Genomic DNA, 21,946 nt, shown 5'->3' with positions numbered 1-21,946 from the left:
TTGGAGCTTGTCACTCTACCTCTAGCTCCGCAATGCAGCGAGCATGCCATCAGCGAGTTGGCGTGTCAGATCACCCGCTGGCATCTCCCGCGCCAACGCTGCTGACTGCCCTGCCCACAATGGCGAGAAGTCCCCCGATCCGGCCGCTTCCGCTTTGGCCCGGAGCGGCGCAACCGCGCTACCCGCTTGTGGAAAGGCGGGAGCAAGATCGGAGAGATGTCCGACCTCGCGCAGTAAGCGATTTAGGATGCCTCGCGCGGGTCGGCCTGTAAGAACGTTTGTTAGCACCATGCTGTTGTCCTTCGCGGTCTTCAACGCAGCGCGATGGACGGCGCTGGTCTTTGCCTCAGGGCATAGAAGGAACGCCGTCCCGATCTGCACGGCCGAAGCTCCAAGCGCGAACGCGGCAACTATTCCACGTGCGTCGGCTATCCCGCCTGCCGCGATGACCGGCACTCGCACTGCGTCTACGACCTGCGGCACAAGAGCCATGGTTCCGGCTTGCGTACGTATGTCGTCGGAAAGGAAAATTCCGCGATGCCCACCGGCCTCGTAACCTTGGGCAATGATCGCATCGCAACCTTGGCCCTCGAGCCACCGCGCTTCATCGACGGACGTTGCTGAAGAGATGACTTTAGCGCCGGTCGCCTTCACCCGATCGACGAGACCGGCCTCGGGCAGCCCGAAGTGGAAGCTCACGACCTCCGGCCGGAACTCAGCAATGACATCGCACATCTCGCTGTTGAACGGCGTTCGGGCCGCATTGGGTATTGGTGCTTGAGGATCAAGCCCGAGTTCCCGGTAGTAAGGCTCTAAGTGCGCTTTCCAGGCTATCTCGCGCTCGGGGGCTGGTAGCGGCGGGGTATGGCAGAAGAAGTTGAGGTTGATAGCGCGGGATGTGCGTTGCCGAATGATGCCGATCTCCGCGCGCGCCTGTTCGACCGAAAGCATCGCACATGGGAGCGAGCCCATCCCCCCGGCCTCGGAAACTGCGATGACCATTTCAGAGCCCACTGAGCCCGCCATCGGCGCTTGGATGATCGGTAGGTCGATGCCGAACAGGTCCTGGATGCGGCGGTCGAACTTCATGATCTACGTCCCATCGTCGCGAGATAGCTCTCGGCTTATTCCGACATTCCGGGTGCGATTTCCGCGCGTGTCAATGAGAACGACCTGCATGCCCTCGGCGCTCTGGTGACGGCGCAAGGTCGATGTTCGGGCCAGTCCGATCTACATCCAGTTCGTCCCGTGCCATTCCGTACTAAGAAACGTTTGCACGGGTCAGCCATTTCGAAACCAAAGCTATTTGCCACGGATTTCCGGGCATCTGAGCCCAAAGCCACGCCGCGCCACAGGGGCAGGGTCGTGTGGCATCGCACACGACCGGATCGACACAGACTAATGTGAACGCTGTCAACGGCGGTCGGTTTCCAGGCCAGCGTGGCGGAGCAAAACCAGGCCAGCGATGGCGCCGGAGGACGATAAGCCAAGGGCCCCGATCGGGGCCCTTGGCTTATCGTCGCGTTCGTTTCTGATCAGCTTTCGGTGATCTCGCCGGTGTTTGGATCGATGTGCTCGACGGTGGCCTGGTTTTGCTCCGCCGCGGCGATAGCGCGGCGTCGGCCGGCGGATTGTTTGAGCCGGTAGCTGTCGCCGTTCATGGCCAGGATGCTGACGTGGTGGGTGAGCCGGTCGAGCAGTGCGCCGGTGAGACGCTCCGATCCCAGGACCGAGGTCCAGTCCTCGAAGGGCAGGTTCGAGGTGACGATGGTCGAGCCGCGCTCGTAGCGTTGCGAGAAGGTCTCGAACAAGAGCTCGGCTCCGGTCGGCGACAACGGCACGTAGCCAAGTTCGTCGACGATGAGCAGCTTGACCGCCTGCAGATCGCGCTGAAGCTTGAGCAGGCGGCGCTCGTCGCGGGCCTCCAGCAACTGGTTGACCAGAGAAGCCGCCGTCGTGAACGTGACGGAGAAGCCTTTCTGGCAAGCCGCCAGGCCAAGTGCGAGCGCGACATGGGTCTTGCCGGTGCCGCTATTGCCGAGCGCGATGATGTTCTCCCGGCGCAGGAGATAACCGCAGCGTGCCAGCTCCAGGACGAGCATCTTGTTGAGGTCGGGGATGGCGGCGAAGTCGAAGGTGTCGAAGCTCTTCACCGCCGGGAAGCGCGCCGCCCGGATGCGCCGCTCGACCGTGCGGCGCTCGCGGTCGATCAGTTCGAGCTCGATCAGGCGCAGCAGATAGCGCGGATGATCGACGCCATCGCGCGCGCATTCGCGGGCGACCTTGTCGTACTCGCGCAGCACCGTCGGCAGCTTCAGCTGCTTGAGATGATGCGCCAGCAGGACCTGCGGCGTGCCGCTGGTCGTTCCCGCCGGCATCGCGTCGCTGGTGTTACTGGTCATGCCGCTTCCTCCGGCAGGAGCACGGCATAGTCGGCGGCCGCGGTTGTCCTGACCGTCGTCCTCGGCAGATGGGGATAGGCCGACAGGTCGAGACGGGCGGGCCTGCGCTCGATCCGCGCCAGCGCGATCAGCTTGACCGCGTCGAAGCCGATGGCACCGAGGCGGATCGCCTCGGTCACCGCGAAGGTCACCATATCTCGCGGCATCGCCTCCATCAGCCGCAGCACCTGGATGAACTCGCGCTTGCCACGGTTGCCCATGCGCGCCTCCAGCAGATGGCGCAGGTGCTGGAAGGCCTCGGGCAGATCCCAGCCCTGGAGCGCCGCCGCCTGGTCGAGCGCATTGGGCTTGGTCTCGATCAGGGCGAGATAATGCAGTGGGTTGGAGACGAACACGCCTTCGCCATAGCAGCGCGGGTGACGGGCAATCTCGGCGCCACCGCACAGGATCACGACCGCATCGACGAAGCCCTTCACCACGACATCCTGAAAGCCGTAAGCTGTGGGCACGGAGTAATCGTTTGAGCGGTAGCGCACCAATGCGGTCGAGGAGACCCGCGCGCTGCGCTTCTCGCACGGCTCCAGCGGCACGGCCGGCAGGTCGCGCAACGCCGCCAGATCGGCGACAAGCCGTTCTCCGATCGTCCCGGCATGCCGCCCGGCTCGTTCCCCCTGCCGGAGACGGCAACGCTCAGCCAGCCTGGCGTTCAGCGCCTCAAAGCTTGCCACCACCGGGATCGGCGTCATGAAGTTGGAGCGGGCGTACTTCACCAGGCCCTCGACCTTGCCCTTGTCGTTGCCCTTGCCTGGACGGCCGAAGCGATCCCGGAACAGATAATGGCTGACCAGCTCGGTGAAGGCGCGGGTTCGCTCGCGCTTGCCGTCGCCGCAGATCTTCGCCACCGCGATGCGCGTGTTGTCGTACAGGATCGACAGCGGCACCCCTTCGAAGAAGCCGAAGGCCGAGACATGGCCGTCCAGGAACGCTTCCGTCGTCTCGCGGGGATAGGCCTTCACGAAGCAGGCGTCCGACTGCGGCAGGTCCATGCAGAAGAAATGGATCTTCTGCCGAACCCCGCCAATCACCGCGATCGCCTCGCCGAAATCCACCTGGGCGTGTCCCGGCGGATGCGCCAGCGGCACGAAGGTCTCGCGCCCACGCGCCCGGCCGATCCGCACGTAATCCTTCACCACCGTGTAGCCGCCAGCGAAACCATGCTCGTCGCGCAGGCGCTCGAAGATCCGCTTGGCCGTATGGCGCTGCTTCACCGGCGCGCTCCGGTCAGCCTCCAGGATTGCGTCGATCACCGGCAGCAACGGACCCAACTTCGGCTTCCCGGCAGGCTTCGTTCGCGTGTACCCCGGCGGCAGCGAGAACCGGCACATCTTCGCAATCGTCTCGCGGCTCAGACCAAAAACACGCGCCGCCTCCCGGCGGCTCTTCCCCTGATTGAACACGAACTGCCGAACCGCCGCGTAGACCTCCACCGCGAACATCCCCGCCAACCCCAAAAGGGATCAGCCTATCCAAATGGATGGCTTTTACGCCGCCCGCGCCAGCACAAACGACGGCGCTTCATTGGATGGTTTTGTCACCGCCCTGCACATGACGAAGGCATCGGCGGGTGAGCGGGCGGGTCGAGGTCGCGCAGCGGCCGAAGTTGCCCGGCCCGGTCATCCGACGCGAGCCGGGTGGGCGCGACGCGCTCACCCCTCGTCGATCATGCGAGCATTCTTAGTCCGGCACAGCGCATCTATGCGCAGCGTCCCACGCGATATGCGCACCGTCCCATTTTCTAAGCTCAGCATCTCGACCGCTGTGCTCGGCGGCTCGCCCGGCAGTTCCCCGAGCGTCTCCTCGACCATCCGGCGACGATCGGCGCGGGCCACGTGAGTGGCCGAAGCTGCCGCTGACCATCATCGACCACGACGAGACCACGAGCGTCTTGGCGAACCGAACGGCCTCGAAGACCGTAGTGCTGGCCGACTTCATGCCGCGAAAAGCGGTCCTAAAAACCGGTCCTAACGACCTCGGCAAACCAGTCCTAAAACGCGAAATTCCTTAATAAAAACAATAGTGGCGAGCCCGGCTGGATTCGAACCAGCGACCAGCAGCTTAGAAGGCTGCTGCTCTATCCATCTGAGCTACGGGCCCGTGAGCGAAGGCGCGGCGCCCTCGCCTGTCTCAAAAATTCAGTGCGTCCACTGTCCCAGACGCGAATACTTGAAATTGTCGGAATAGGCGACGGTCCGGCGCGCCGGTTCGTTGGGCTGCTCGACGCGATAGGCGATGCCGTTGCGCGTGGCATAGGCGACAGCCTCGGCCTCGCTGTCGAACCAGAGCTTGAGCTGGCTCTTCATGTCGCCGGACGAGGTCCAGCCCATCAGCGGTTCGATCTGGCGCGGCTGCTCGGGCTCATATTCGAGCAGCCAGCGCTCGGTCTTGGCGGTGCCGGACTGCATGGCCGTGCGGGCGGGGCGGTAGATGCGTGCGGTCATGGCTCTCGCTCGGCCCTCACCTGATATCCCGGATCATCTGATCCGCTGGACGGTCTCGAATTCCTCGCCGCCCGCGCTCGCGCGGGCCTTGCGAAACACCCGGAATGGTCGGGGCACCAGGATTCGAACCTGGGACCCTCTGCTCCCAAAGCAGATGCGCTACCGGGCTGCGCTATACCCCGACTTGTCATTCCACGCGTCGCGGTTGGCTATCACGTCACGCGCCTGCGCCGCAAGCGAAAGCCGGCAAGCCCGGCGTTTGACTGGGCTCAGCGCTTGAACAGCACGTGCTCGACGCGGTCGCCCGGCTTGATTCCGAGCGTCCGGCTGACGCCGCCATTGATCTCCAGCACCGACAGCACCGGCTCGCCCGAGGGAATCGTGCGCTGCGACAGCGGCTCGGTGTTCTCGGCGATGCGCGCGATCGTGCCGTCCGCCCGGATGAACAGCATGTCGAGCGGAATGAAAGTGTTCTCCATCCACATCGCCACCGGCTCGACGCGCGCGAAGTCGAACAGCATGCCGCGATCGGCCGGCATGTAGCGGCGATGCATCAAGCCCCTCGCCCGCTGCTCGGGGGTGCGCATCACCTCGACCTGGAAGGCGTGGCGCTTGTCGCCGCTGAGGATCGACAGTGTTTCCAGGGCCGAGGCCGCCTGCCCTGCCGGCGCGGCCTGCGCCAGTCGCAGCGGCTGTGCGAGCGCCGGAACGGGAATCGCCAGGGTGCCGGCGAGCATGATGCAGGCCGCCGCGACGCCGGCGGCGGAAAAACGGGTCTTGGTCCGCGGGGGCTTGGCCCGCGGGGTCTTGGCTTGCCGGATATGGGCCTGCATCGGTCTCAGCTCCATGACGCTGCATCCTCCGATCCTATGACGCCGGAGATGGCATTTCTTCGACAGATACCGGCCAAGGCAGCCCGCCGGTCAAGCTTTTCGTCAGCATCTTCGGCGTTGTCGTCTTTCCTTGGCGGCCTGCTTGCGGCAGGGTCGCGCCCACAGAACAGGAGATCGTCATGACCGCTCCGCGCCTTCGCCGGCCGGCCCCTTGCGCCACCGCCGCCCTCGCACTCGCCCTGCTGGTTCTGGCGCGGCCCGTGGCGGCGGCCGATTTCCAGCTCGACAATGTCCGGCTCGATTTCGGGGCGATGGTGATCTCGGCGCCCAAATTGCTCGTCAAGGGCTCGGCGCTGGAGCGCGAGGCCTTCGCCACGCTGCTGAACACCGGCAGCGGCGAGAGCGCGGTCGCGCGCATCGGGCGGTTGAACGCCACCGAGATCACCGCCCCCGAGCTCGTCTTCGAGCACAGCCAGGGCAAGCAGCGACAGGTCACGACCTATCGCGACGTCCGTTTCTCGGAGATCCGCGATGGCAAGGTCGCGCGCGGCGAATCGACCGGCGGCACGCTGACCGGCGAGAGCCCGGCCGCCGGAAAGATGACCGGCACGCTGAAGCGTCTCGGCTTCGAGGGGCTCGACCTGCGTCATACCGCCCGGGTCGTGACCGAGCGCACACCGCCGGGCGCCAGCGAGCCGGCCAAGCCGCTGTTCCGGCGCTTCGAGCAGGACGGTTACACGGTCGATATGGGCGCGGCCGGCAAGGTGAGCTTCGGCCGGATGGTCGGCCGCGACTTCGCCGCCCGCGTCGGCGAAGAGCCGCTGGGCGAGGTGCTCAACCGCGTCATGGCGACGTCCGAGGAGGTCAACACTCCCGGCGACAAGCAGGACCCCGCAAGGCGCGAGGCCGAGAAGCGCATGGGCCTGTCCCTGCTCGCACTCTACGACCGGATCGATTACGGCAGCGGCGAAATCCGCGACATGACGATGAACGTCGTCAACCCGAAGCCCGATGGCAAGCCTGGCGCGAAGCCGGACCCGGTCGAGGTGAAGATCGCCCGCATCGCCTATGGCGAGGACACCGCGGCAAAATCCGGTTTTGCTCTCGAAGGGCTGCAGTTCGGGGGCGGCGGCGGCAAGGGGCTGATCGATTCGATCAGCTATTCCGGCTTCTCCTTCACACCCGTGATTCGCGAACTCCAGGCCGCGCTGGCCAAGCCCGAGACGGATAACGACACGATCGACTGGCGTCGCTACATCCCGATCCTCGGCACCATCCGGCTGGCCGGTCTCTCGGTCGATGCCCCGCCGATGCTGCCAGGCGGCCAGCCGATCAAGATCGGACTCGGCACTTTCGAGCTGAAGGCCGGCGAACAGCTCAACGGCATCCCGACCAGCCTCGTCCTGACCATCGACAAGCTCGTCGCACCGATCATCGAAGGCGCCGGCAACCCGGCTGCCCGCGACATGATCGCGATGGGGATCCGCTCGCTCGATCTCTCGGCGAAGCTCGACCTCGCCTGGGAGGCCGCGCGCAACGAGCTCGCGATTCGCCAGATCGCTTTCGGCGGCGCCGGCCTCGCCCGGCTCGAGGCCTCGGCCACGCTCGGCAACGTCACGAAGGACCTGTTCTCGAGCGACACCGCGCTCGCCCAGGTCGCGGCGCTGGGTGCGACCGCGCGCGGCCTCACCGCCAGGCTTGAGAATTTCGGGCTGGTCGAGAAGCTGATCGCCAACGAGGCCCGCAAGGCCGGCCGCAAGCCCGACGAGATGCGCCAGCAATTCGCGATGATCGCGAGCCTCGGCCTCGCCTCGATCCTCGGCCCCTCCGACGCGGCCAAGACGCTGACGGCGGCGGTGTCGCGCTTTGCCGCCAAGCCCGGCACGCTCACGGTCGAGGCCAGCGCCAGATCGGCGAGCGGACTCGGCCTCGCCGACGTGATCGCGATCACCGACCCGACCGAGATCCTCGACAAGATCGACCTCAAGGCCAATGCGCAGTGAGCCGGGAGACTGATCCGGCGGGCGCTCTACCGCCGGAGGACACGAATTGGCGGCCGGGCCCGCTCGTCGCCTGGTGGGCGGGGCTCGCACCGGCGGCGAACGGCCTGCTGCGGAAGCGCTTCAATCCCGACAACCAGACGCGGCTGCATCTGGCGAAGCTGATCGCGCGGCGGCCCGGGCAGGTCGCGGTCGGGGCCTGGACCTATGGCCGCCCCAAGGTGCGCTTCCCCGAAAGCGGCGCGAAGCTGACGATCGGCCGCTACGGCTCGATCGCGGACGGCGTCGAAATCCTGCTTGGCGGCAACCACCGCACGGATTGGGCGACCACCTATCCTTTCCCCGAACTGGCGCGGCTCTGGCCTGACGCCACCGGGATCGCCGGCAGCCATACGACGCGCGGCGATGTCGCGATCGGGCACGACGTCTGGCTCGGCTCGCAATGCATGGTGCTGTCGGGCGTCACCATCGGCACCGGCGCCGTGATCGCTGCCCGCGCCGTCGTCACCCGTGACGTGCCGCCTTACGCCATCGTCGGGGGCAACCCGGCCAGGGTGCTGCGGCTGCGCTTCGGCGAGGAGACGATTGCGGCTCTGCTCGCGACGCGCTGGTGGGAGCTCCCGCGCGAGACCGTGAACGAACTGATGCCGCTCTTGATGTCGGAGCGGATCGACGCATTGCTCGCCGCGCTCAGGAGCCGCGCAACAACCGGCGCTTGAGAGCGAGAGCCGGCTTCTCGACGAGGAGCCAGGACAGCATCGCCAAGACCAGCGTCACCACCAGCGCCGGCCAGAACAGCGCGAAGGCGCCGATCGTCGGAAACAGCGCATGGCTCGCCTGCTGTACCGGCCAGCCATAGAGATAGACGCCATAGGACAGATCGGCCGGCGGGTCGGTGCGCCAGCGCGTCAGTGCCGGGGCGAGCGCCAGCACCAGGGCGCCCCAGGCAGTGACCAGATAGAGCCCCGCCTTGTAGAGCGGCGTCGGCGACAGCAATGCCAGAGCGACCAGCGCGACCGCAAGGCCGGGCAGCGACACGGGCACGCGCGCGCGGAACAGATAGATCAGTCCCCCAGTCAGGAAGATCAGCGGCAGGCGCAGCGCCGTTTCGACGCCCTTGGGGCCATCGGGCGTCACGATCTCGCGCAGCACCGTCGCCGCCAGCAGCACGCCGCCGATCCCGAGCGCCAGCTTCGGCCACCCAAGCAGGCCCACAAGCCCTGCGACCAGCACGCCGAGATAGCACAGCGTCTCGTATTTCAGCGTCCAGACGGTGCCCATCGGCGAGCGCAGCGGATTGTCCTCGAAGACACCGGGCAGGAAGGTCGCGCTCTTGAAGGTCGTCAGCGTACCGGTGATGAAGCGCCAGAGCTGCGGGTGGGCGAGATAGGCGGAGAGATCGAGCCGCGTCATCGCCGGGCCAAGCAGCAGCGCCACGACCAGCGTCGCGGCGACGAGCCCAGGCCCGATCCGCAAGGTGCGGGCCAGCACATAGTCTCGCCAGCCACGCCGGTCATAGCTCATCGTCACCAGGAAGCCTGAGATCGCGAAGAAGCCGTTCACCCCGTGCTCGCCCAGCGTGAAGCCGGTCGACTGCGCCCAGGGCTCGTCCTCGACGCGCCCCGTCGCGACGCTGAAGGCGTGCGACACCACAACGGCCAGCGCCAGCACCAGCCGCAGCAGGCCGAAATTGTTGTGGCCGCCGGACATAGCCCCGCCGACGCTGATGCTGCGCAACCCCGTCACGAAAGCGCCTCCAGCCCCTCGCGGGCCATAGCCGTCCGGCCGCGACGCCAGGCCAGCGCGCCCGCTGCTGAACCGGCATGGGCGAACATCTTCTCGCTCTTCAGCAGCAGCCCGTAACCCGCTGCCTTGGCGAGATTTTCGAGGATCTTCGCGACGGCCGGCCGCGGCAGCCCGTATTTGCCGGCGACATATCCCTCCGACCAGGCGAGATGCCAGCGCGCCTTGAAGCGGCGCCCCGGCGACGGAGCGGTGGAGCGGCCACGACCATGCCCGGCCTCCGCCTCATGCACATGCACCAGCGCATGCCCCGCGTCGCGCATCCGCCGGCACAGATCGTCATCCTCGTAGAACAGAAAGATCGCGGGATCAAAACCGCCGAGCGACAGTAACAGCTCGCGCCGGACCAGCAGACAGGCGCCCGACAGGAAGGGCAGGCAGGCATCGCCCGTCGGCACCGCGATCGCTCCGGAACGATTGAGATGCGGCGGCGAGAGCAGCGAGCGCGGCTGCAGGAAGACGCGGCCGGAGGGCTCGACGATGCGCGGCGCCAGCATCCCGGCGTCGGGATAGCGCTCGGCAGCGGCCAGCAGCGCCTCGGCCGCACCCGGCCTGATCTCGACATCCGGGTTGACGATCAGCACGTAAGGCGTGGCGCAAGACGCTGCGCCCCGGTTGTTGGCGCGGCCATAGCCCTCGTTGTGCGCATTCGCAATGACGGTCGCGCCAAGGCCGCGAGCCAGCGTAGCGCTCGCATCGCCGCTGGCATTGTCGACGACAATCGCCGGCACGCCCTCGCCTGCCAGCGCCGAGAGACAGGCCGGCAGCACCTCGGCACTGTCATAGGCGACGACGATGGCGGTGATCGGGCTGGCGGCGGGCATCGGCGCCTTGTGACCGCGATGGCTCACCCGACGCAAGCGAAATTCAGCGCCGGCCCAGAACTGCGACGTCTCGCTGGACGCTGCTGCGCTCGGAGGCGTCGCAGGAGCGTGGCGCCTTGTAGGATTTCACCGCGAAGCTGGCATTGGCCGTCATGAAGCGCTGCCGCTCCTCGCGCGGAAGCCTGGCCATCACCCGCCCGCGATCGACCCGCACGCCGCAATCATAGGCGCGCGAAACCTGCGCCGCCGCGAATTCGGGGGTTCCCGGCACCGGCCCGGCCGTGGTGCAGGCGGCGAGGCCGAGCAGTACGGACAGGGCCAGACAGCGTTTCAGGACGGGCATCGCAGCGGCAGCGGTCGGAAATCAGAACGCGCTGAAATCGCCGGCGCGGACCCGCGCCATCTTTTCCTTGACCGCCGCGCGCTCCTCGCGGTCGCAAGCCTCAGGCTTGACCCCCTGATTGATCGTCTCGGCCTCGGAGACCGTGAGATAGGTCGAGCGCGCGCTCGCAAGCTGCTCCGGCGTGGCACCGCGCTCGCGCTCCGAGGCGAGGAAGCGCTCCAGCGTGCTGGCGCGCGGCGCGCCCGCCCGGCAGGCGACCGAGCGCGAGACCAGCGTCGCGAGCTCGGAAGCACGCCCCGCGCTCGGATTGGCCGGGCCGGAGACGCAGGCGGCGAGCGGCGCAGCCACGAGGCAGGCGAGCGCGAAGGGCCGCGCGACGGAGACGACGGACATTTGGATCAGCCGTTCTTCTCGGGCACGTTGATGCGCAGATGCGCCTCGCGAAGCTGCTTCGGGGAGGCTTCGGCCGGCGCGCCCATCAGAAGATCGACGGCCTGCTGGTTCATCGGGAACAGCGCGACCTCGCGCAGGTTGGTCGCACCCGCCAGCAGCATGATGATGCGGTCGACACCGGCCGCCATGCCGCCATGCGGCGGCGCGCCATACTGGAAGGCACGATACATCCCGCCAAAACGCTCGATGACGGTCTCCTCGCCGTAGCCGGCGATCTCGAAGGCTTTCACCATCGCTTCCGGCTTGTGGTTGCGGATGCCGCCGGAGGCGAGCTCGAAGCCGTTGCAGGCGATGTCGTACTGGAACGCCTTGAGCGAGAGCGGGTCTTCCTCGGTCAGCGCCTTCAGCCCGCCCTGCGGCATCGAGAAGGGGTTGTGCGAGAAATCGACCTTCTTCTCGTCCTCATTGTACTCGAACATCGGGAAATCGACGATCCAGGCGAAGGCGAAGGCGTTCTCGTCGATCAACCCGAGTTCCTGGCCGACCTTGTTGCGGGCGCTGCCTGCGAATTTGTAGAATTTGTCCGGGTTGCCGGCGGCGAAGAAGCAGGCATCGCCCGGCTTCAGCCCCATCTGTGCGATGATCGCGGCGACGCGCTCAGGCCCGATATTGTTGGCGATCGGCCCCTGCCCTTCGCCGTCTTCCTTCACCATCAGATAGCCCAGCCCGGGCTGGCCCTCGCCCTGCGCCCAGGAGTTCATTCGGTCGCAGAAGGCGCGGCTGCCGCCCTTCGGACCGGGAATGGCCCAGACGCGGTTCTTCTCGTCCTCGAGGATCCGGGCGAAGACCTTGAAGCCCGAACCGCGGAACTGCTCCGAGACGTCCTGCATCACCAGCGGGTTGCGCAGGTCCGGCTTGTCGGAGCCGTATTTCGCGATCGCCTCGGCATAGGGAATGCGCGGCCAGTTCCTGGTGACGGATTTGCCGTTGCCGAATTCCTCGAAGATGCCGCCGATCACCGGCTCCATCGTCGCGAAGACATCCTCCTGCTCGACGAAGCTCATCTCGACATCGAGCTGGTAGAACTCGCCCGGCAGCCGGTCGGCGCGCGGGTCCTCGTCGCGGAAGCAGGGCGCGATCTGGAAATAGCGGTCGAAGCCCGCCATCATCATCAGCTGCTTGTACTGCTGCGGCGCCTGCGGCAGCGCGTAGAATTTACCGGGATGCAGCCGGCTCGGCACCAGGAAGTCGCGCGCGCCTTCCGGCGAGGAAGCGGTCAGGATCGGCGTCTGGAATTCGGAGAAGCCCGAGGCCTTCATGCGCGTGCGCATGGAGTCGATGACCTTGGTGCGCAGCATGATGTTGTTGTGCAGCTTCTCACGCCGCAGATCGAGGAAGCGATATTTCAGCCGGGTATCTTCCGGATATTCGAGATCGCCGAACACCGGCAGCGGCAGCTCGCCCGCCGCGCCCAGGACTTCGATGGCAGTCGCGAAAACCTCGACCGCACCGGTCGGCAGATTGGCGTTCTCGGTGCCGGCGAGGCGCGCCTTGACCTTGCCGTCGATGCGCACGACCCATTCCGAGCGCAGCGTCTCTGCCATGGCGAAGGCCGGCGAATCCGGATCGATCACGACCTGCGTCATGCCGTAATGGTCGCGCAGGTCGATGAAGAGCAGGCCGCCATGGTCGCGGATGCGATGGCACCAGCCCGAGAGGCGGGCCTGCGAGCCGATGTCGCTGTCGCGAAGGGCGCCGCAGGTGTGGGAACGGTAGCGATGCAGGGTCACGGAACTGCTCTTTTCGGAATTCATTCGGCCGCGATGGCGCGCACGCGGGCATGATCGCGCGGGCGGTTTTCCGGGTAAGCACACGCAGGGGAGCAGATTGTCAAGAACGCCCGCGACATGGCGCTGCTCCGTCTGCTATGAGCCGGGCCTATGAACCTCATCACCACCACCGCCGACCTCGCCGACGCCTGCGCGCGGCTGGCCCTGCACCCCTTCGTCACGGTCGACACCGAATTCCTGCGGGAGACGACCTATTATCCGAAGCTCTGCCTGATCCAGCTCGCCTCGCCCGACGAGGCCGTGCTGGTCGATCCGCTGGCGCCCGATCTCGACCTCGCACCGTTTTTCGGCCTCATGGTCGATGAAGCGGTGGTCAAGGTCTTCCATGCCGCGCGGCAGGATCTGGAAATCGTCTGGATGCTCGGCCGGGTGCTGCCGACGCCGCTGTTCGACACGCAGGTTGCAGCCATGGTCTGCGGCTATGGCGACTCGGTCGGCTACGAACAGCTCGCCAACGACCTCGCCAAGGCTCGCATCGACAAGTCGTCGCGCTTCACCGACTGGTCGCGCCGGCCGCTCAACGACGCTCAGCTCGTCTATGCCGAGGCCGACGTCACCCATCTGCGCGACATCTATCTCGCCCTCAAGGCCGATCTCGAACAGAGCGGTCGCGAGAGCTGGGTCGCGGAGGAGATGGCGGTGTTGAATTCGCCCGGCACCTACGAGGTCAAGCCCGAGAACGCCTGGCTGCGCCTCAAGGGCCGCATTCGCAAGCCGAAGGAACTCGCCGCCCTGATCGAACTGGCGGCCTGGCGCGAACGCGAGGCGCAGCACCGTGACGTGCCGCGCCAGCGCGTGCTCAAGGACGACGCGCTGATGGACATCGTCCAGCGTGCGCCGCGCTCGGTCGAGGCGCTGGCGGAATTGCGCTCGGTGCCCAACGGTTTCGAGCGTTCGCGCTCCGGCGGCGAGGTGCTGGCGGCGATCGAGCGCGGCCTGGCGCTCGATCCCAAGACCCTGCCCCGGCTCGAGCGGGAACGCGGCCGCGGCGGCAACGGCGCCGTGCTCGACCTGCTCAAGGTCCTGCTCAAGGCTGTGGCAGAAGCCGAGCGTGTCGCGCCGAAGATCATCGCCTCCGCCGACGATCTCGAGGCGATCGCCTCCGACGACGAGGCCGACGTGCCGGCCCTGCAAGGCTGGCGGCGCAGCGTCTTCGGCGACAAGGCGCTGGCGCTGAAAAGCGGCACGCTAGGCCTGCGTGTCGTGCGCGGCCGCGTCGTGGTGGGCTAGGTTTCGCGCAGGGTCTCGGAAGAACCGGCCCCGTTTCCTGGACGCTCGCCTCAGGCTCGTGTGATCTCGACCTCGCGCCCGAGCAGCTTGGCGAGCTGCTTCAGCCGGCCAATCACGCGGTCGCTTGCCAGCGCGCGCAGATCGTCGGGAAAACGCAGGATGAGCCGGCCGTCGACGCAGGTCGCCGGCATACGCGGCAGCAGCCCGGCCATGCCGGCAGAGAGCAGATAGGCGACTCGGAAGATCGCTGCCAGCAGCAGGGCCCGCTCCAGGATGGGCTGTGGCAGCAGCGCGCGCAGCGCCAGGGCCGTCGGCGACGTCGATTTCAGTCCCGCATAGCGGTGGAAGATCGCCAGTGCGAGAAAAGCGCGCCCGACATGGTCGATCCCGGTGAAATAGGCATGCGCGATCACGTTCATGCTCTGCTCGCCGCGATAATCGGGATGGGCGCGCCAGCCGATGTCGGAGAGCAAGCAGACCGATTCGGTCAGCCGCGCTGACGGCTCGTCCTCTGGGAGACCCGCCGTCTCGAGGATGGCGCGGCTCCAGGCGATCAGCTCGGCGGCGTGGCGCGGATCGCGCGCCCGCAGATGGTTGTAGTCGCGCGCCGCGCGCAGCAGCGGGTCTGCCGCCCGTTCCTCCGGAGCAAGCTGCTCGTGCAGCAACCCCTCGCGCACGCCCTGCGCCGAGATGATCACGGCGCGCGGCTTGCCGCGCTTGATCAGTTCGTCGAGGACGAGCGCGCCATAGGCCAGCAGCGGACGCCGCGCCGAGGAGACGGAATCGATCGAGTCGAGCCCCGTCAGATCGGCCTTCTCCACCAGCTTGACGAAATCGGCGACATCGCGCGCCGATAGCGTATAGCCGTGCATGACGTTGAGCGGGTAGTGCACCTGGTGCTGGTGCAGCGTCGCGAGCGCCCGCCAGGTGCCGCCGACGGCATAGAAGTCGCGCCCCTTCATGGCGGCGATCTGGGGCAGCCTGTCGAGCTCGTCCTTGACGATCTTCTCGGCCAGCCTGAGCGAGTTCTTCGAGCGGTCCAGCAAGGCGAGGCCGCCGAGCGGGACGCTCGCCCCCTGCCCGACCCCGCCGCGCGCGATCGAGATCAGCTCAAGACTGCCGCCACCGAGATCGCCGACGACGCCGTCCGGGTTGTCGAAGCCCGAGACCACGCCGAGCCCCGACAGAACCGCCTCGCGGTCGCCCGAGATCAGCTCGATCGGCTGGCCGATCGCCTCCTCGGCGCGCGCGATGAACTCAGGCCCGTTGCTGGCATAGCGCGCGGCAGCGGTGGCGATGACGCGGATTTCACCGACATGCATGGCCTCGCACAGGATGCGAAAGCGCACCAGCGCCGCGATCGCCTTCTCCATCGCGTCCTTGGCAAGCTGCCCGGTCGTCGCGACCTGGCGGCCGAGGCCCGCCATCTCCTTCTCGTTGAAGACCTGGGCGGGCGCACGCGCCACCATCTCGTAGACGACGAGACGCACCGAGTTCGAACCGATGTCGACGATCGCCAGCGTGCCGGCGCCGAGCCCGAGACGGCCGGGCGCGTTCAGGACCTCAGCCCTTGCGTCCGCCTCGACGCGAAAGGGAGCGGGGGCTGGAATTGGAGAGAGATTTTCCACGTCCTGACAGACTCGGGTTCGTCATGAAGTACTTATGGGCGTTGAACGACTCTTCGTTCGGCGCCGGGACAATGCGTCGGGAGCCGCCATCGGGCAAGATCGTCCAGCTCTGTTCATTGTCGAGGAAGTTCGCGAGCATGATCTGCTCGAGCAGTTGCTGGTGGACGGTGGGGTTCAGGATCGGCGTCAGCGCCTCGACGCGCCGGTCGAGGTTGCGCGGCATCAGATCGGCCGAGGAGATGTAGAGCTTGGCCTTGGGCGAAGGCATGCCATGTCCGGCGCCGAAGGCATAGACCCGCGTATGCTCCAGGAAGCGGCCGATGATCGATTTGACCCGGATGTTCTCCGACAGCCCCGGAATGCCCGGACGCAGGCAGCAGATGCCGCGCACCACGAAATCGATCTCGACGCCGGCCTGGCTCGCATCATAGAGCGCGTCGATGATCTCGGGATCGACCAGCGAATTGCACTTGCCCCAGATCGCGCCCTTGCGGCCGGCCTTCACATTCGCGACCTCCTCGGCGATGTCGTCTAGCAGGCGCTGCTTGAGCCCCACCGGCGAGACCGACATCTTCTCCAGCTCGGCCGGTTCGGCATAGCCGGTGATGAAGTTGAAGACGCGCGCGACATCCTGCGACATCACCGGATCGGCGGTGAAGAACGAGACGTCGGTATAGATGCGCGCCGTGATCGGATGGTAGTTGCCGGTCGCGATATGGCAGTAGCTGACGAGCTGCCCGGCTTCCCGCCGCACCACCAGCGAGAGCTTGGCGTGGGTCTTCAGCTCGATGAAGCCGTAGACCACCTGGACGCCGGCGCGCTCCATCTCCTTGGCCCAGCGGATATTGGCTTCCTCGTCGAACCGCGCCTTGAGCTCGACCAGCGCCGTCACCGACTTGCCGGCCTCGGCCGCCTCCGTCAGCGCCTTGACGATCGGCGAGTTCGAGGAGGTGCGGTAGAGCGTCTGCTTGATCGCGACGACGTTGGGGTCGCGTGCCGCCTGCTGCAGGAACTGCACGACGACGTCGAAGCTCTCATAGGGGTGGTGGACGAGCAGGTCCTTCTGGCGGATCGCGGCGAAACAATCGCCGCCATGCTCGCGGATGCGCTCGGGGAAGCGGGCGTTGTAGGGCTTGAACTTGAGGTCAGGCCGGTCGACCCCGACGAGCTGGGCGAGTTCGCTGAGGCCGATCATGCCGTCGATGGCGACGACCTCGTCCTCGTCCACCTTGAGCTCGCGCACGATCAGCTTGCGCAGATGGGGCGGCATGCCCCGGCTGATCTCGAGGCGGATGACGACGCCGAGCCGACGCAGCTTCAACATCGTCTCGAAGACGCGCACCAGATCCTCCGCCTCCTCCTCGATGTCGAGATCGGTGTCGCGGATGACGCGGAAGGAGCCGGTGCCCTTGACGTCGTAGCCCGGGAATAGCTTGCCGATGAACAGCGAGACCGCATCCTCGAGCGTGATGAAGCGGCGCAGCCCCTCGCGCGCCAGGTCCGGCAGCTCGATGAAGCGGTCCATCTTGATCGGCACGCGGATCAGCGCATCGAGCTGGCGGCCGTCGCTCACCCGCTCCAGCGCCAGCGCAAGCGTGAAGCCGAGATTGGGGATGAACGGAAACGGATGCGCCGGGTCGATCGCCAGCGGCGTCAGCACCGGGAAGATGTAGTTGAGGAAATAATCCTCGAGCCAGACCCGCTCCTGCGGACCGATGTCTCCGGGGCCAAGCAGATGGATGCGGTTTTCGTGCAGGTCGCGCTTGAGCTCGACCCAGCGCGCCTGCTGGTCGTCGGTCAGCGCCGCGACCGCCTTGCCGAGCTTGACGAGCTGCTCAGCCGGGGTCAGCCCGTCCTGGCTAGGCGTGACGACGCCGGCCTTGAGCTGTTCGCGCAAGCCCGAGACGCGCACCATGAAGAACTCGTCGAGATTGGCCGCCGAAATCGACAGGAAGCGCAGCTGCTCCAGCAGCGGATGATGGCGGTTGGAGGCCTCCTCCATCACGCGGCGGTTGAACTGCAGCCAGGACAGCTCGCGATTCATGAAGCGCGCCGGCGAATCCCGCAGCGAGGCGGCCTCGGCGGCGGGAACGGCTTCCGAGGCTTCGATGACGCCGGGTTTCGTGTTCATGCCCTTGGCTCTTGTTACGGTCGCTGCTTTCGCCACATTGGTCTCCTCGCCGGTCTTGAGCCATCCTAGCGTGACGTTTCGATGACACGCGAGACCATTTGCGGCCATGTCATTTGCGGCCGAATCATTTGCCACCATACGCCTTGGCGGTCGCTTGCCTGCGTCGAGCGGTCCCCTTGCACGGGCTGCTGCGGTCCTGTTTCGTATGCGTAGCGGGAGAGCCCTCCCCGGCGGCTGCAATGGCCGCCATCCCGATCCGACAGAGGCCGTCTTGAGCAGCACGCCCCACCATGACGAAGGCGACATCGTCTATCCGTCCGCGATCCCCTTCGTTCTCGCGCATATCGCCTGTTTCGGCGCCATCTGGAGCGGCGTGACCGCAAGCTCCGTCTGGCTCGCCATCGGCCTGTACTGGCTGCGCATGTTCGCGGTGACCGGCGGCTATCACCGCTATTTCTCGCATCGCACCTACAAGACCAGCCGGCTCGGCCAGTTCCTGCTCGCCGTGCTGGCGCAGTCGACAGCGCAGAAGAGCGTGTTCTGGTGGGCTTCGAAGCACCGCCATCACCACCGCTATTCCGACACCGAGCATGACGTGCATTCGCCAGTGCAGAACTCCTTCGCCTATTCCCATGTCGGCTGGATCTTCAGCCGCGACCATCATGTCTTCGACGATTCGAGCATCCAGGACCTGACGAAATTCCCGGAGCTGCGCTGGCTGCATCGCTTCGAGATCGCGCCTGCGATCCTGCTCGCCTTGATCTGCTTTGCGATCGATGGCTGGGCCGGCCTGTTCGTCGGCTTCTTCTGGTCGACGGTCGCGGTCTACCACGCGACGTTCTGCATCAACTCGCTCGCCCATGTGCATGGCGACAAGGACTATGTCACCGGCGACGAGAGCCGCAACAACTGGTGGCTGGCGATCATCACCATGGGCGAAGGCTGGCACAACAACCACCACGCCTATCAGTACAGCGTCCGCCAGGGCTTCCGCTGGTGGCAGATCGACCCGACCTACTACATCATCGTCGGGCTTTCGAAGCTCCGCCTCGTCTGGGACCTGAAGCAGCCGCCGCAGGCCGTGATCGAACGCTCGCAGGCCCTGCCGCCGCGCGTCATCGAGCGCTCGGCCGAGCGGCTCGCGGCTTCCGTCCCGCTCGACCGGGTGGTGGCGGCCTTCCGCGAGGCCTATGCCGCCACGCCCTCGCTGCCGGAGCTCCACCTGCCGACCCTGACCGCAGCCGAGCTGCGCGCGGCGCTGGCCGAACTCCAGAACCGCGCCAGCGACGGGCTGGCCGCGCTTCAGCAGCAGGCCCATGACGTGCTGGCGCATTGGGATGCATCGAGCTGGCATCTGCCGGTCCTGCCCAGCCGCGAGCAGTTGAGCGAGAAGGCCGCCGCGATGTTCGTGAAGACGCCTTCGCTCGACGCGATCGCAGCGCGTGCCCACGAGCTTCTGGTCGAGGCGATGCATGCCCGCCTGGTGGCGCTGCCGGTCGAGGCTTCGCCCGGCCCGCGCTGAGCGGGCCTACTCCTCCGCCGAGAGCCCGGCCTGTACGGACAGGCCCGCCAGCGCCTCGCTCGCCAGCGCCCGCGTCACGCGGCGCCCGCGCTCCAGCGAGAGCCGGTCGAGCGCGTCGACCAGCGCCCGTGCAGCGGCAAAGGAGCGCTCCATCCGCAGCGCCAGCATCTCGATGGTGCCGGTGTCGACGATGAGCTGCCGGTCGATGAAGAGCTTGACCAGAACCGCCCGCAGCAATGCATCGTCCGGCGGATCGATCGTGGCATGCGGCGCAAGCCGCAGCCGCGACAGCAGGTCCGGCACGCGCAGCCCCCAGAGGTCCGGCGCCTCGCGCGCGGTCAGCAGCAGATGGCCGCCGCGCGCCTTGATCGCGTTCATCAGATGGAACAGCGCCGCCTCGTCGCGCAGTCCCCGGTCGCAATCCTCGACGACCAGCGCACCGCCCGAGACCAGATGCGGCACGTTGCCCTCGACCACCTCGGCCGCCGGTACCGTCCAGGCATGGGCCACCTTGGCCCAGATCGCGGCGAGATGGGTCTTTCCGGCGCCCTCCGGCCCGACGAGCCGCAGCCAGGCGTCCGGCCAGGCCGGCCAGGCCTCGACGAGGCCATAGGCCGCCTCGTTCGACGGGCCGACCAGGAAGTCCTCGACGCCGTAGCGGCTGTCGACCGGCAGGTCGAAGGCGAGCTGGCGCGGACGCGCCGGGGGCTCAGCCATCGGCATCGATACGCGCCCGCGCCTCCGCCGCGCGCGTGGCGTCGCCGCCATGATAGATGTTGCTGGCGAGGTACTGCCTGAGCGCGAAGCGGCAGAGCACGCCGATGACGGCCGCCAGCGGCACCGCCAGCAGCAGCCCGACGAAGCCGAACAGCGAGCCGAAGGCGAGCAGCGCGAACATCAGCCAGACCGGGTGCACACCGATCGAATCGCCGACGAATTTCGGCTGGAAGATGTTGCCCTCGAGGAACTGCCCGGCGAAGAACACCGCGAGCGTCGCCAGCGGCCAGGTCCAGTCCGGCCAGAACTGCACGATCGCGACGCCGACCGAGAGCACGAGCCCCGTCAGCGACCCGACATAGGGAATGAACGACAGGAAGCCCGAGATGATGCCGATCAGCGCGCCGAAATTGACGCCGAGCAGGCTCAGGCCCACCGCATAGAAGATGCCGAGCAGCAGGCAGACCAGCGCCTGCCCGCGCAGGAAGCCCGCGATCGCAACATCCATCTCGTGCAGCAGCCCGCGAATCGTCTCGCGATGATCGAGCGGCAGCCAGCTATCGACCGTGGCGCACATCCGGTCCCAGTCGACCAGCAGGTAGAAGGCGATGACCGGCGTCAGCACCAGCAGCGAAAACACGCCGATGATGGCGGTGCCGCCGGTCCAGAGCGACTGCAAGACGCTGCCGACCCATTTCGTCGCCTGGCCGACGAGTTCGCCGAGCGAGTTCTGCGCCTCCTCGGTCAGCTTGGCACCGCCGAAACGTTCGAGCCAGGGACCGCCCTGCTCCAGCACCAGCGCCTGCAGCTTGGCCGCATCGGCCGGCAGACGCGCGATCAGCCCGGCGAGCTGCTGGCCGAGCAGCGGCGCCAGCAGCACGAGCGCCATCACGAACATCAGCAGAAAGACGAAGAGGATCGCGATCGTCGCGGTCAGCCGGCTCATCCCGAGCTTTGCGAGGCGGTCGGCGAGCGGGTCGAGTAGATAAGCCAGCGCCAGCGCCGCGATGAACGGCAGCAGCACGTCGCGCAGCACCACGAGAAACAGCACGAAGACGACGAGCGAGAGCAGCCAGAAGCCGATTTGGCGTTGCAGGGTCATGTTCTGGCCTTTCGCGGATCCGGCGGCGCGCGGTCATTCAGATAGGGGCAGGCGTTGATTTGTCCAACCGGCGAATCGTCTTGCCCGGCGACGTCAGCGGCCTGCGCATGAGGTCACGCCGCCATGTGGCGCAGCCAGAAGGCCAGATAGGCCGTCATCGAAGCGACCGTCAACACCGCCACCAGAAGCTGGCCGACCGCCACGGCCTGGCCCGGATCGACCCCGAAGGCGCGCGAGGCCAGCAGCAGCGCGGCGAAGATGAGCTGCGCGCCCGTGTTCAGCTTGCTGACGACGAAGGGCGCCATCGCCAGCGGCTTGCCCATCACCCAGGACAGGATCACGGCCGAGACGATCATCACGTCGCGCGACACCACGAGGATGACGAGCCAGGACGGGATCGCCCCGGAGATCGCCAGGGTGAGATAGATCGAGACGATCAGCGCCTTGTCGGCGATCGGGTCGAGATAGGCGCCGAGCTCGCTCGCCATGCCGAAACGCTTGGCGAGCACACCGTCCACGGCGTCAGAAACCCCGGCGACCACGAAGATGATGAAGGCCGCCTGCCAGCGCCCGTTCAGGATCATGACGATCACGAGCGGCACCAGGAACAGCCGGCCGATGGTGATCAGGTTGGGCAGCGTCATGCGGGCGGCTTCGCGACGGGCGGAGC

General features: G+C 66.9%; 19 protein-coding genes and 2 tRNA genes. 4 read left to right on the top strand and 17 right to left on the bottom strand.

Features of this window, described 5'->3' with window-relative positions; translation table 11 throughout:
• Nucleotides 1-21: 21 nt before the first annotated feature.
• The 7 genes from C8D03_RS21760 to C8D03_RS21730 form a co-directional block, all read right to left on the bottom strand.
• Nucleotides 22-1,089 carry an NAD(P)H-dependent flavin oxidoreductase gene (locus C8D03_RS21760; RefSeq protein WP_108049618.1) on the bottom strand — a complete coding sequence of 356 codons (1,068 nt, stop codon included), beginning with the start codon at nucleotides 1,087-1,089 and terminating at the stop codon, nucleotides 22-24.
• 446 nt (nucleotides 1,090-1,535) lie between these two features.
• Nucleotides 1,536-2,378, bottom strand: coding sequence for an IS21-like element helper ATPase IstB (istB, locus tag C8D03_RS21755; protein ID WP_108045077.1), 843 nt, complete (start codon nucleotides 2,376-2,378; stop codon nucleotides 1,536-1,538).
• 20 nt (nucleotides 2,379-2,398) lie between these two features.
• Nucleotides 2,399-3,898 (bottom strand): IS21 family transposase, encoded by a 1,500-nt coding sequence (gene istA, locus C8D03_RS21750; protein ID WP_108045076.1) that lies wholly within the window; start codon nucleotides 3,896-3,898, stop codon nucleotides 2,399-2,401.
• Nucleotides 3,899-4,479: 581 nt separating this feature from the next.
• Nucleotides 4,480-4,556 (bottom strand) — tRNA-Arg (locus C8D03_RS21745).
• Between the two features lie 38 nt (nucleotides 4,557-4,594).
• Nucleotides 4,595-4,900, bottom strand: a complete 306-nt coding sequence (locus C8D03_RS21740) for an ETC complex I subunit (protein WP_108049616.1) — start codon at nucleotides 4,898-4,900, stop codon at nucleotides 4,595-4,597.
• Nucleotides 4,901-5,005: 105 nt separating this feature from the next.
• Nucleotides 5,006-5,082 (bottom strand) — tRNA-Pro (locus C8D03_RS21735).
• Nucleotides 5,083-5,169: 87 nt separating this feature from the next.
• Entirely contained in the window at nucleotides 5,170-5,637 is a 468-nt protein-coding gene (locus C8D03_RS21730) for a DUF192 domain-containing protein (protein WP_108051882.1), read from the bottom strand.
• A gap of 275 nt (nucleotides 5,638-5,912) precedes the next feature.
• On the opposite strand from C8D03_RS21730, the gene C8D03_RS21725 reads away from it, so the two are divergent.
• Together C8D03_RS21725 and C8D03_RS21720 are read left to right on the top strand one after the other, a co-directional pair.
• A complete protein-coding gene (locus tag C8D03_RS21725; protein ID WP_108049614.1) occupies nucleotides 5,913-7,736 on the top strand; it encodes a hypothetical protein in 1,824 nt (607 codons plus the stop codon).
• A gap of 104 nt (nucleotides 7,737-7,840) precedes the next feature.
• Nucleotides 7,841-8,452 (top strand): CatB-related O-acetyltransferase, encoded by a 612-nt coding sequence (locus tag C8D03_RS21720; RefSeq protein ID WP_108051881.1) that lies wholly within the window; start codon nucleotides 7,841-7,843, stop codon nucleotides 8,450-8,452.
• Here C8D03_RS21720 and C8D03_RS21715 read toward each other — a convergent pair.
• From C8D03_RS21715 to aspS, 5 genes are read right to left on the bottom strand one after another with little or no spacing between them, the layout of a single operon-like run.
• Entirely contained in the window at nucleotides 8,424-9,470 is a 1,047-nt protein-coding gene (locus C8D03_RS21715) for an acyltransferase family protein (protein WP_465246481.1), read from the bottom strand. The genes C8D03_RS21720 and C8D03_RS21715 overlap by 29 nt on opposite strands.
• A gap of 5 nt (nucleotides 9,471-9,475) precedes the next feature.
• Nucleotides 9,476-10,360 carry a glycosyltransferase family 2 protein gene (locus C8D03_RS21710; RefSeq protein WP_108049610.1) on the bottom strand — a complete coding sequence of 295 codons (885 nt, stop codon included), beginning with the start codon at nucleotides 10,358-10,360 and terminating at the stop codon, nucleotides 9,476-9,478.
• 43 nt (nucleotides 10,361-10,403) lie between these two features.
• Entirely contained in the window at nucleotides 10,404-10,703 is a 300-nt protein-coding gene (locus tag C8D03_RS21705; RefSeq protein WP_108049608.1) for a hypothetical protein, read from the bottom strand.
• A 21-nt stretch (nucleotides 10,704-10,724) separates the two neighbouring features.
• The gene (locus C8D03_RS21700) at nucleotides 10,725-11,096 is read right to left on the bottom strand and encodes a hypothetical protein (protein ID WP_108049606.1); all 372 of its coding nucleotides are present in this window, start codon (nucleotides 11,094-11,096) and stop codon (nucleotides 10,725-10,727) included.
• A gap of 5 nt (nucleotides 11,097-11,101) precedes the next feature.
• Nucleotides 11,102-12,880: an aspartate--tRNA ligase gene (gene aspS / locus C8D03_RS21695; RefSeq protein WP_108051880.1), complete on the bottom strand. Its 1,779-nt coding sequence runs from the start codon at nucleotides 12,878-12,880 to the stop codon at nucleotides 11,102-11,104.
• A 156-nt stretch (nucleotides 12,881-13,036) separates the two neighbouring features.
• Here aspS and rnd point away from each other — a divergent pair, with 156 nt between their 5' ends.
• Nucleotides 13,037-14,176, top strand: a complete 1,140-nt coding sequence (gene rnd, locus C8D03_RS21690) for a ribonuclease D (RefSeq protein ID WP_108049604.1) — start codon at nucleotides 13,037-13,039, stop codon at nucleotides 14,174-14,176.
• Nucleotides 14,177-14,226: 50 nt separating this feature from the next.
• On the opposite strand, the gene ppx is transcribed toward rnd, so the two are convergent.
• A complete protein-coding gene (gene ppx, locus C8D03_RS21685; protein WP_282568604.1) occupies nucleotides 14,227-15,804 on the bottom strand; it encodes an exopolyphosphatase in 1,578 nt (525 codons plus the stop codon).
• Nucleotides 15,740-17,935, bottom strand: coding sequence for an RNA degradosome polyphosphate kinase (locus C8D03_RS21680; RefSeq protein WP_108049602.1), 2,196 nt, complete (start codon nucleotides 17,933-17,935; stop codon nucleotides 15,740-15,742). Before C8D03_RS21680 ends, ppx begins: the two co-directional genes overlap by 65 nt.
• A 271-nt stretch (nucleotides 17,936-18,206) precedes the next feature.
• Between C8D03_RS21680 and C8D03_RS21675 the strand changes: the two genes are divergently transcribed.
• Entirely contained in the window at nucleotides 18,207-19,457 is a 1,251-nt protein-coding gene (locus tag C8D03_RS21675) for an acyl-CoA desaturase (RefSeq protein WP_248308566.1), read from the top strand.
• A 6-nt stretch (nucleotides 19,458-19,463) separates the two neighbouring features.
• Here the strand turns inward: C8D03_RS21675 and C8D03_RS21670 are convergent, their stop codons facing one another.
• From C8D03_RS21670 to C8D03_RS21660, 3 genes are all read right to left on the bottom strand, one after another.
• The gene (locus tag C8D03_RS21670) at nucleotides 19,464-20,174 is read right to left on the bottom strand and encodes a P-loop NTPase family protein (protein ID WP_108051878.1); all 711 of its coding nucleotides are present in this window, start codon (nucleotides 20,172-20,174) and stop codon (nucleotides 19,464-19,466) included.
• The gene (locus C8D03_RS21665; RefSeq protein WP_108049598.1) at nucleotides 20,167-21,276 is read right to left on the bottom strand and encodes an AI-2E family transporter; all 1,110 of its coding nucleotides are present in this window, start codon (nucleotides 21,274-21,276) and stop codon (nucleotides 20,167-20,169) included. Before C8D03_RS21665 ends, C8D03_RS21670 begins: the two co-directional genes overlap by 8 nt.
• A gap of 113 nt (nucleotides 21,277-21,389) precedes the next feature.
• A complete protein-coding gene (locus C8D03_RS21660; protein WP_108049596.1) occupies nucleotides 21,390-21,920 on the bottom strand; it encodes a CDP-alcohol phosphatidyltransferase family protein in 531 nt (176 codons plus the stop codon).
• Between the last annotated feature and the right edge of the window lie 26 nt (nucleotides 21,921-21,946).

Origin of the sequence: Bosea sp. 124, from assembly GCF_003046175.1 — a bacterium.
Taxonomy (GTDB): domain Bacteria; phylum Pseudomonadota; class Alphaproteobacteria; order Rhizobiales; family Beijerinckiaceae; genus Allobosea.
The sequence above is the reverse complement of the archived record's forward strand: the minus strand, read 5'-3'. Positions and strand labels throughout refer to the sequence as shown.

Bases quoted from the DNA above. Each gene is read 5' to 3' on its own strand.
- C8D03_RS21760 (WP_108049618.1), bottom strand. From the start codon at position 1,089: ATGAAGTTCGACCGCCGCATCCAGGACCTGTTCGGCATCGACCTACCG.
- istB (WP_108045077.1), bottom strand. From the start codon at position 2,378: ATGCCGGCGGGAACGACCAGCGGCACGCCGCAGGTCCTGCTGGCGCAT.
- istA (WP_108045076.1), bottom strand. From the start codon at position 3,898: ATGTTCGCGGTGGAGGTCTACGCGGCGGTTCGGCAGTTCGTGTTCAAT.
- C8D03_RS21740 (WP_108049616.1), bottom strand. From the start codon at position 4,900: ATGACCGCACGCATCTACCGCCCCGCCCGCACGGCCATGCAGTCCGGC.
- C8D03_RS21730 (WP_108051882.1), bottom strand. From the start codon at position 5,637: ATGCTCGCCGGCACCCTGGCGATTCCCGTTCCGGCGCTCGCACAGCCG.
- C8D03_RS21725 (WP_108049614.1), top strand. From the start codon at position 5,913: ATGACCGCTCCGCGCCTTCGCCGGCCGGCCCCTTGCGCCACCGCCGCC.
- C8D03_RS21710 (WP_108049610.1), bottom strand. From the start codon at position 10,360: ATGCCCGCCGCCAGCCCGATCACCGCCATCGTCGTCGCCTATGACAGT.
- C8D03_RS21705 (WP_108049608.1), bottom strand. From the start codon at position 10,703: ATGCCCGTCCTGAAACGCTGTCTGGCCCTGTCCGTACTGCTCGGCCTC.
- C8D03_RS21700 (WP_108049606.1), bottom strand. From the start codon at position 11,096: ATGTCCGTCGTCTCCGTCGCGCGGCCCTTCGCGCTCGCCTGCCTCGTG.
- rnd (WP_108049604.1), top strand. From the start codon at position 13,037: ATGAACCTCATCACCACCACCGCCGACCTCGCCGACGCCTGCGCGCGG.
- C8D03_RS21680 (WP_108049602.1), bottom strand. From the start codon at position 17,935: ATGAACACGAAACCCGGCGTCATCGAAGCCTCGGAAGCCGTTCCCGCC.
- C8D03_RS21670 (WP_108051878.1), bottom strand. From the start codon at position 20,174: ATGGCTGAGCCCCCGGCGCGTCCGCGCCAGCTCGCCTTCGACCTGCCG.
- C8D03_RS21665 (WP_108049598.1), bottom strand. From the start codon at position 21,276: ATGACCCTGCAACGCCAAATCGGCTTCTGGCTGCTCTCGCTCGTCGTC.
- C8D03_RS21660 (WP_108049596.1), bottom strand. From the start codon at position 21,920: ATGACGCTGCCCAACCTGATCACCATCGGCCGGCTGTTCCTGGTGCCG.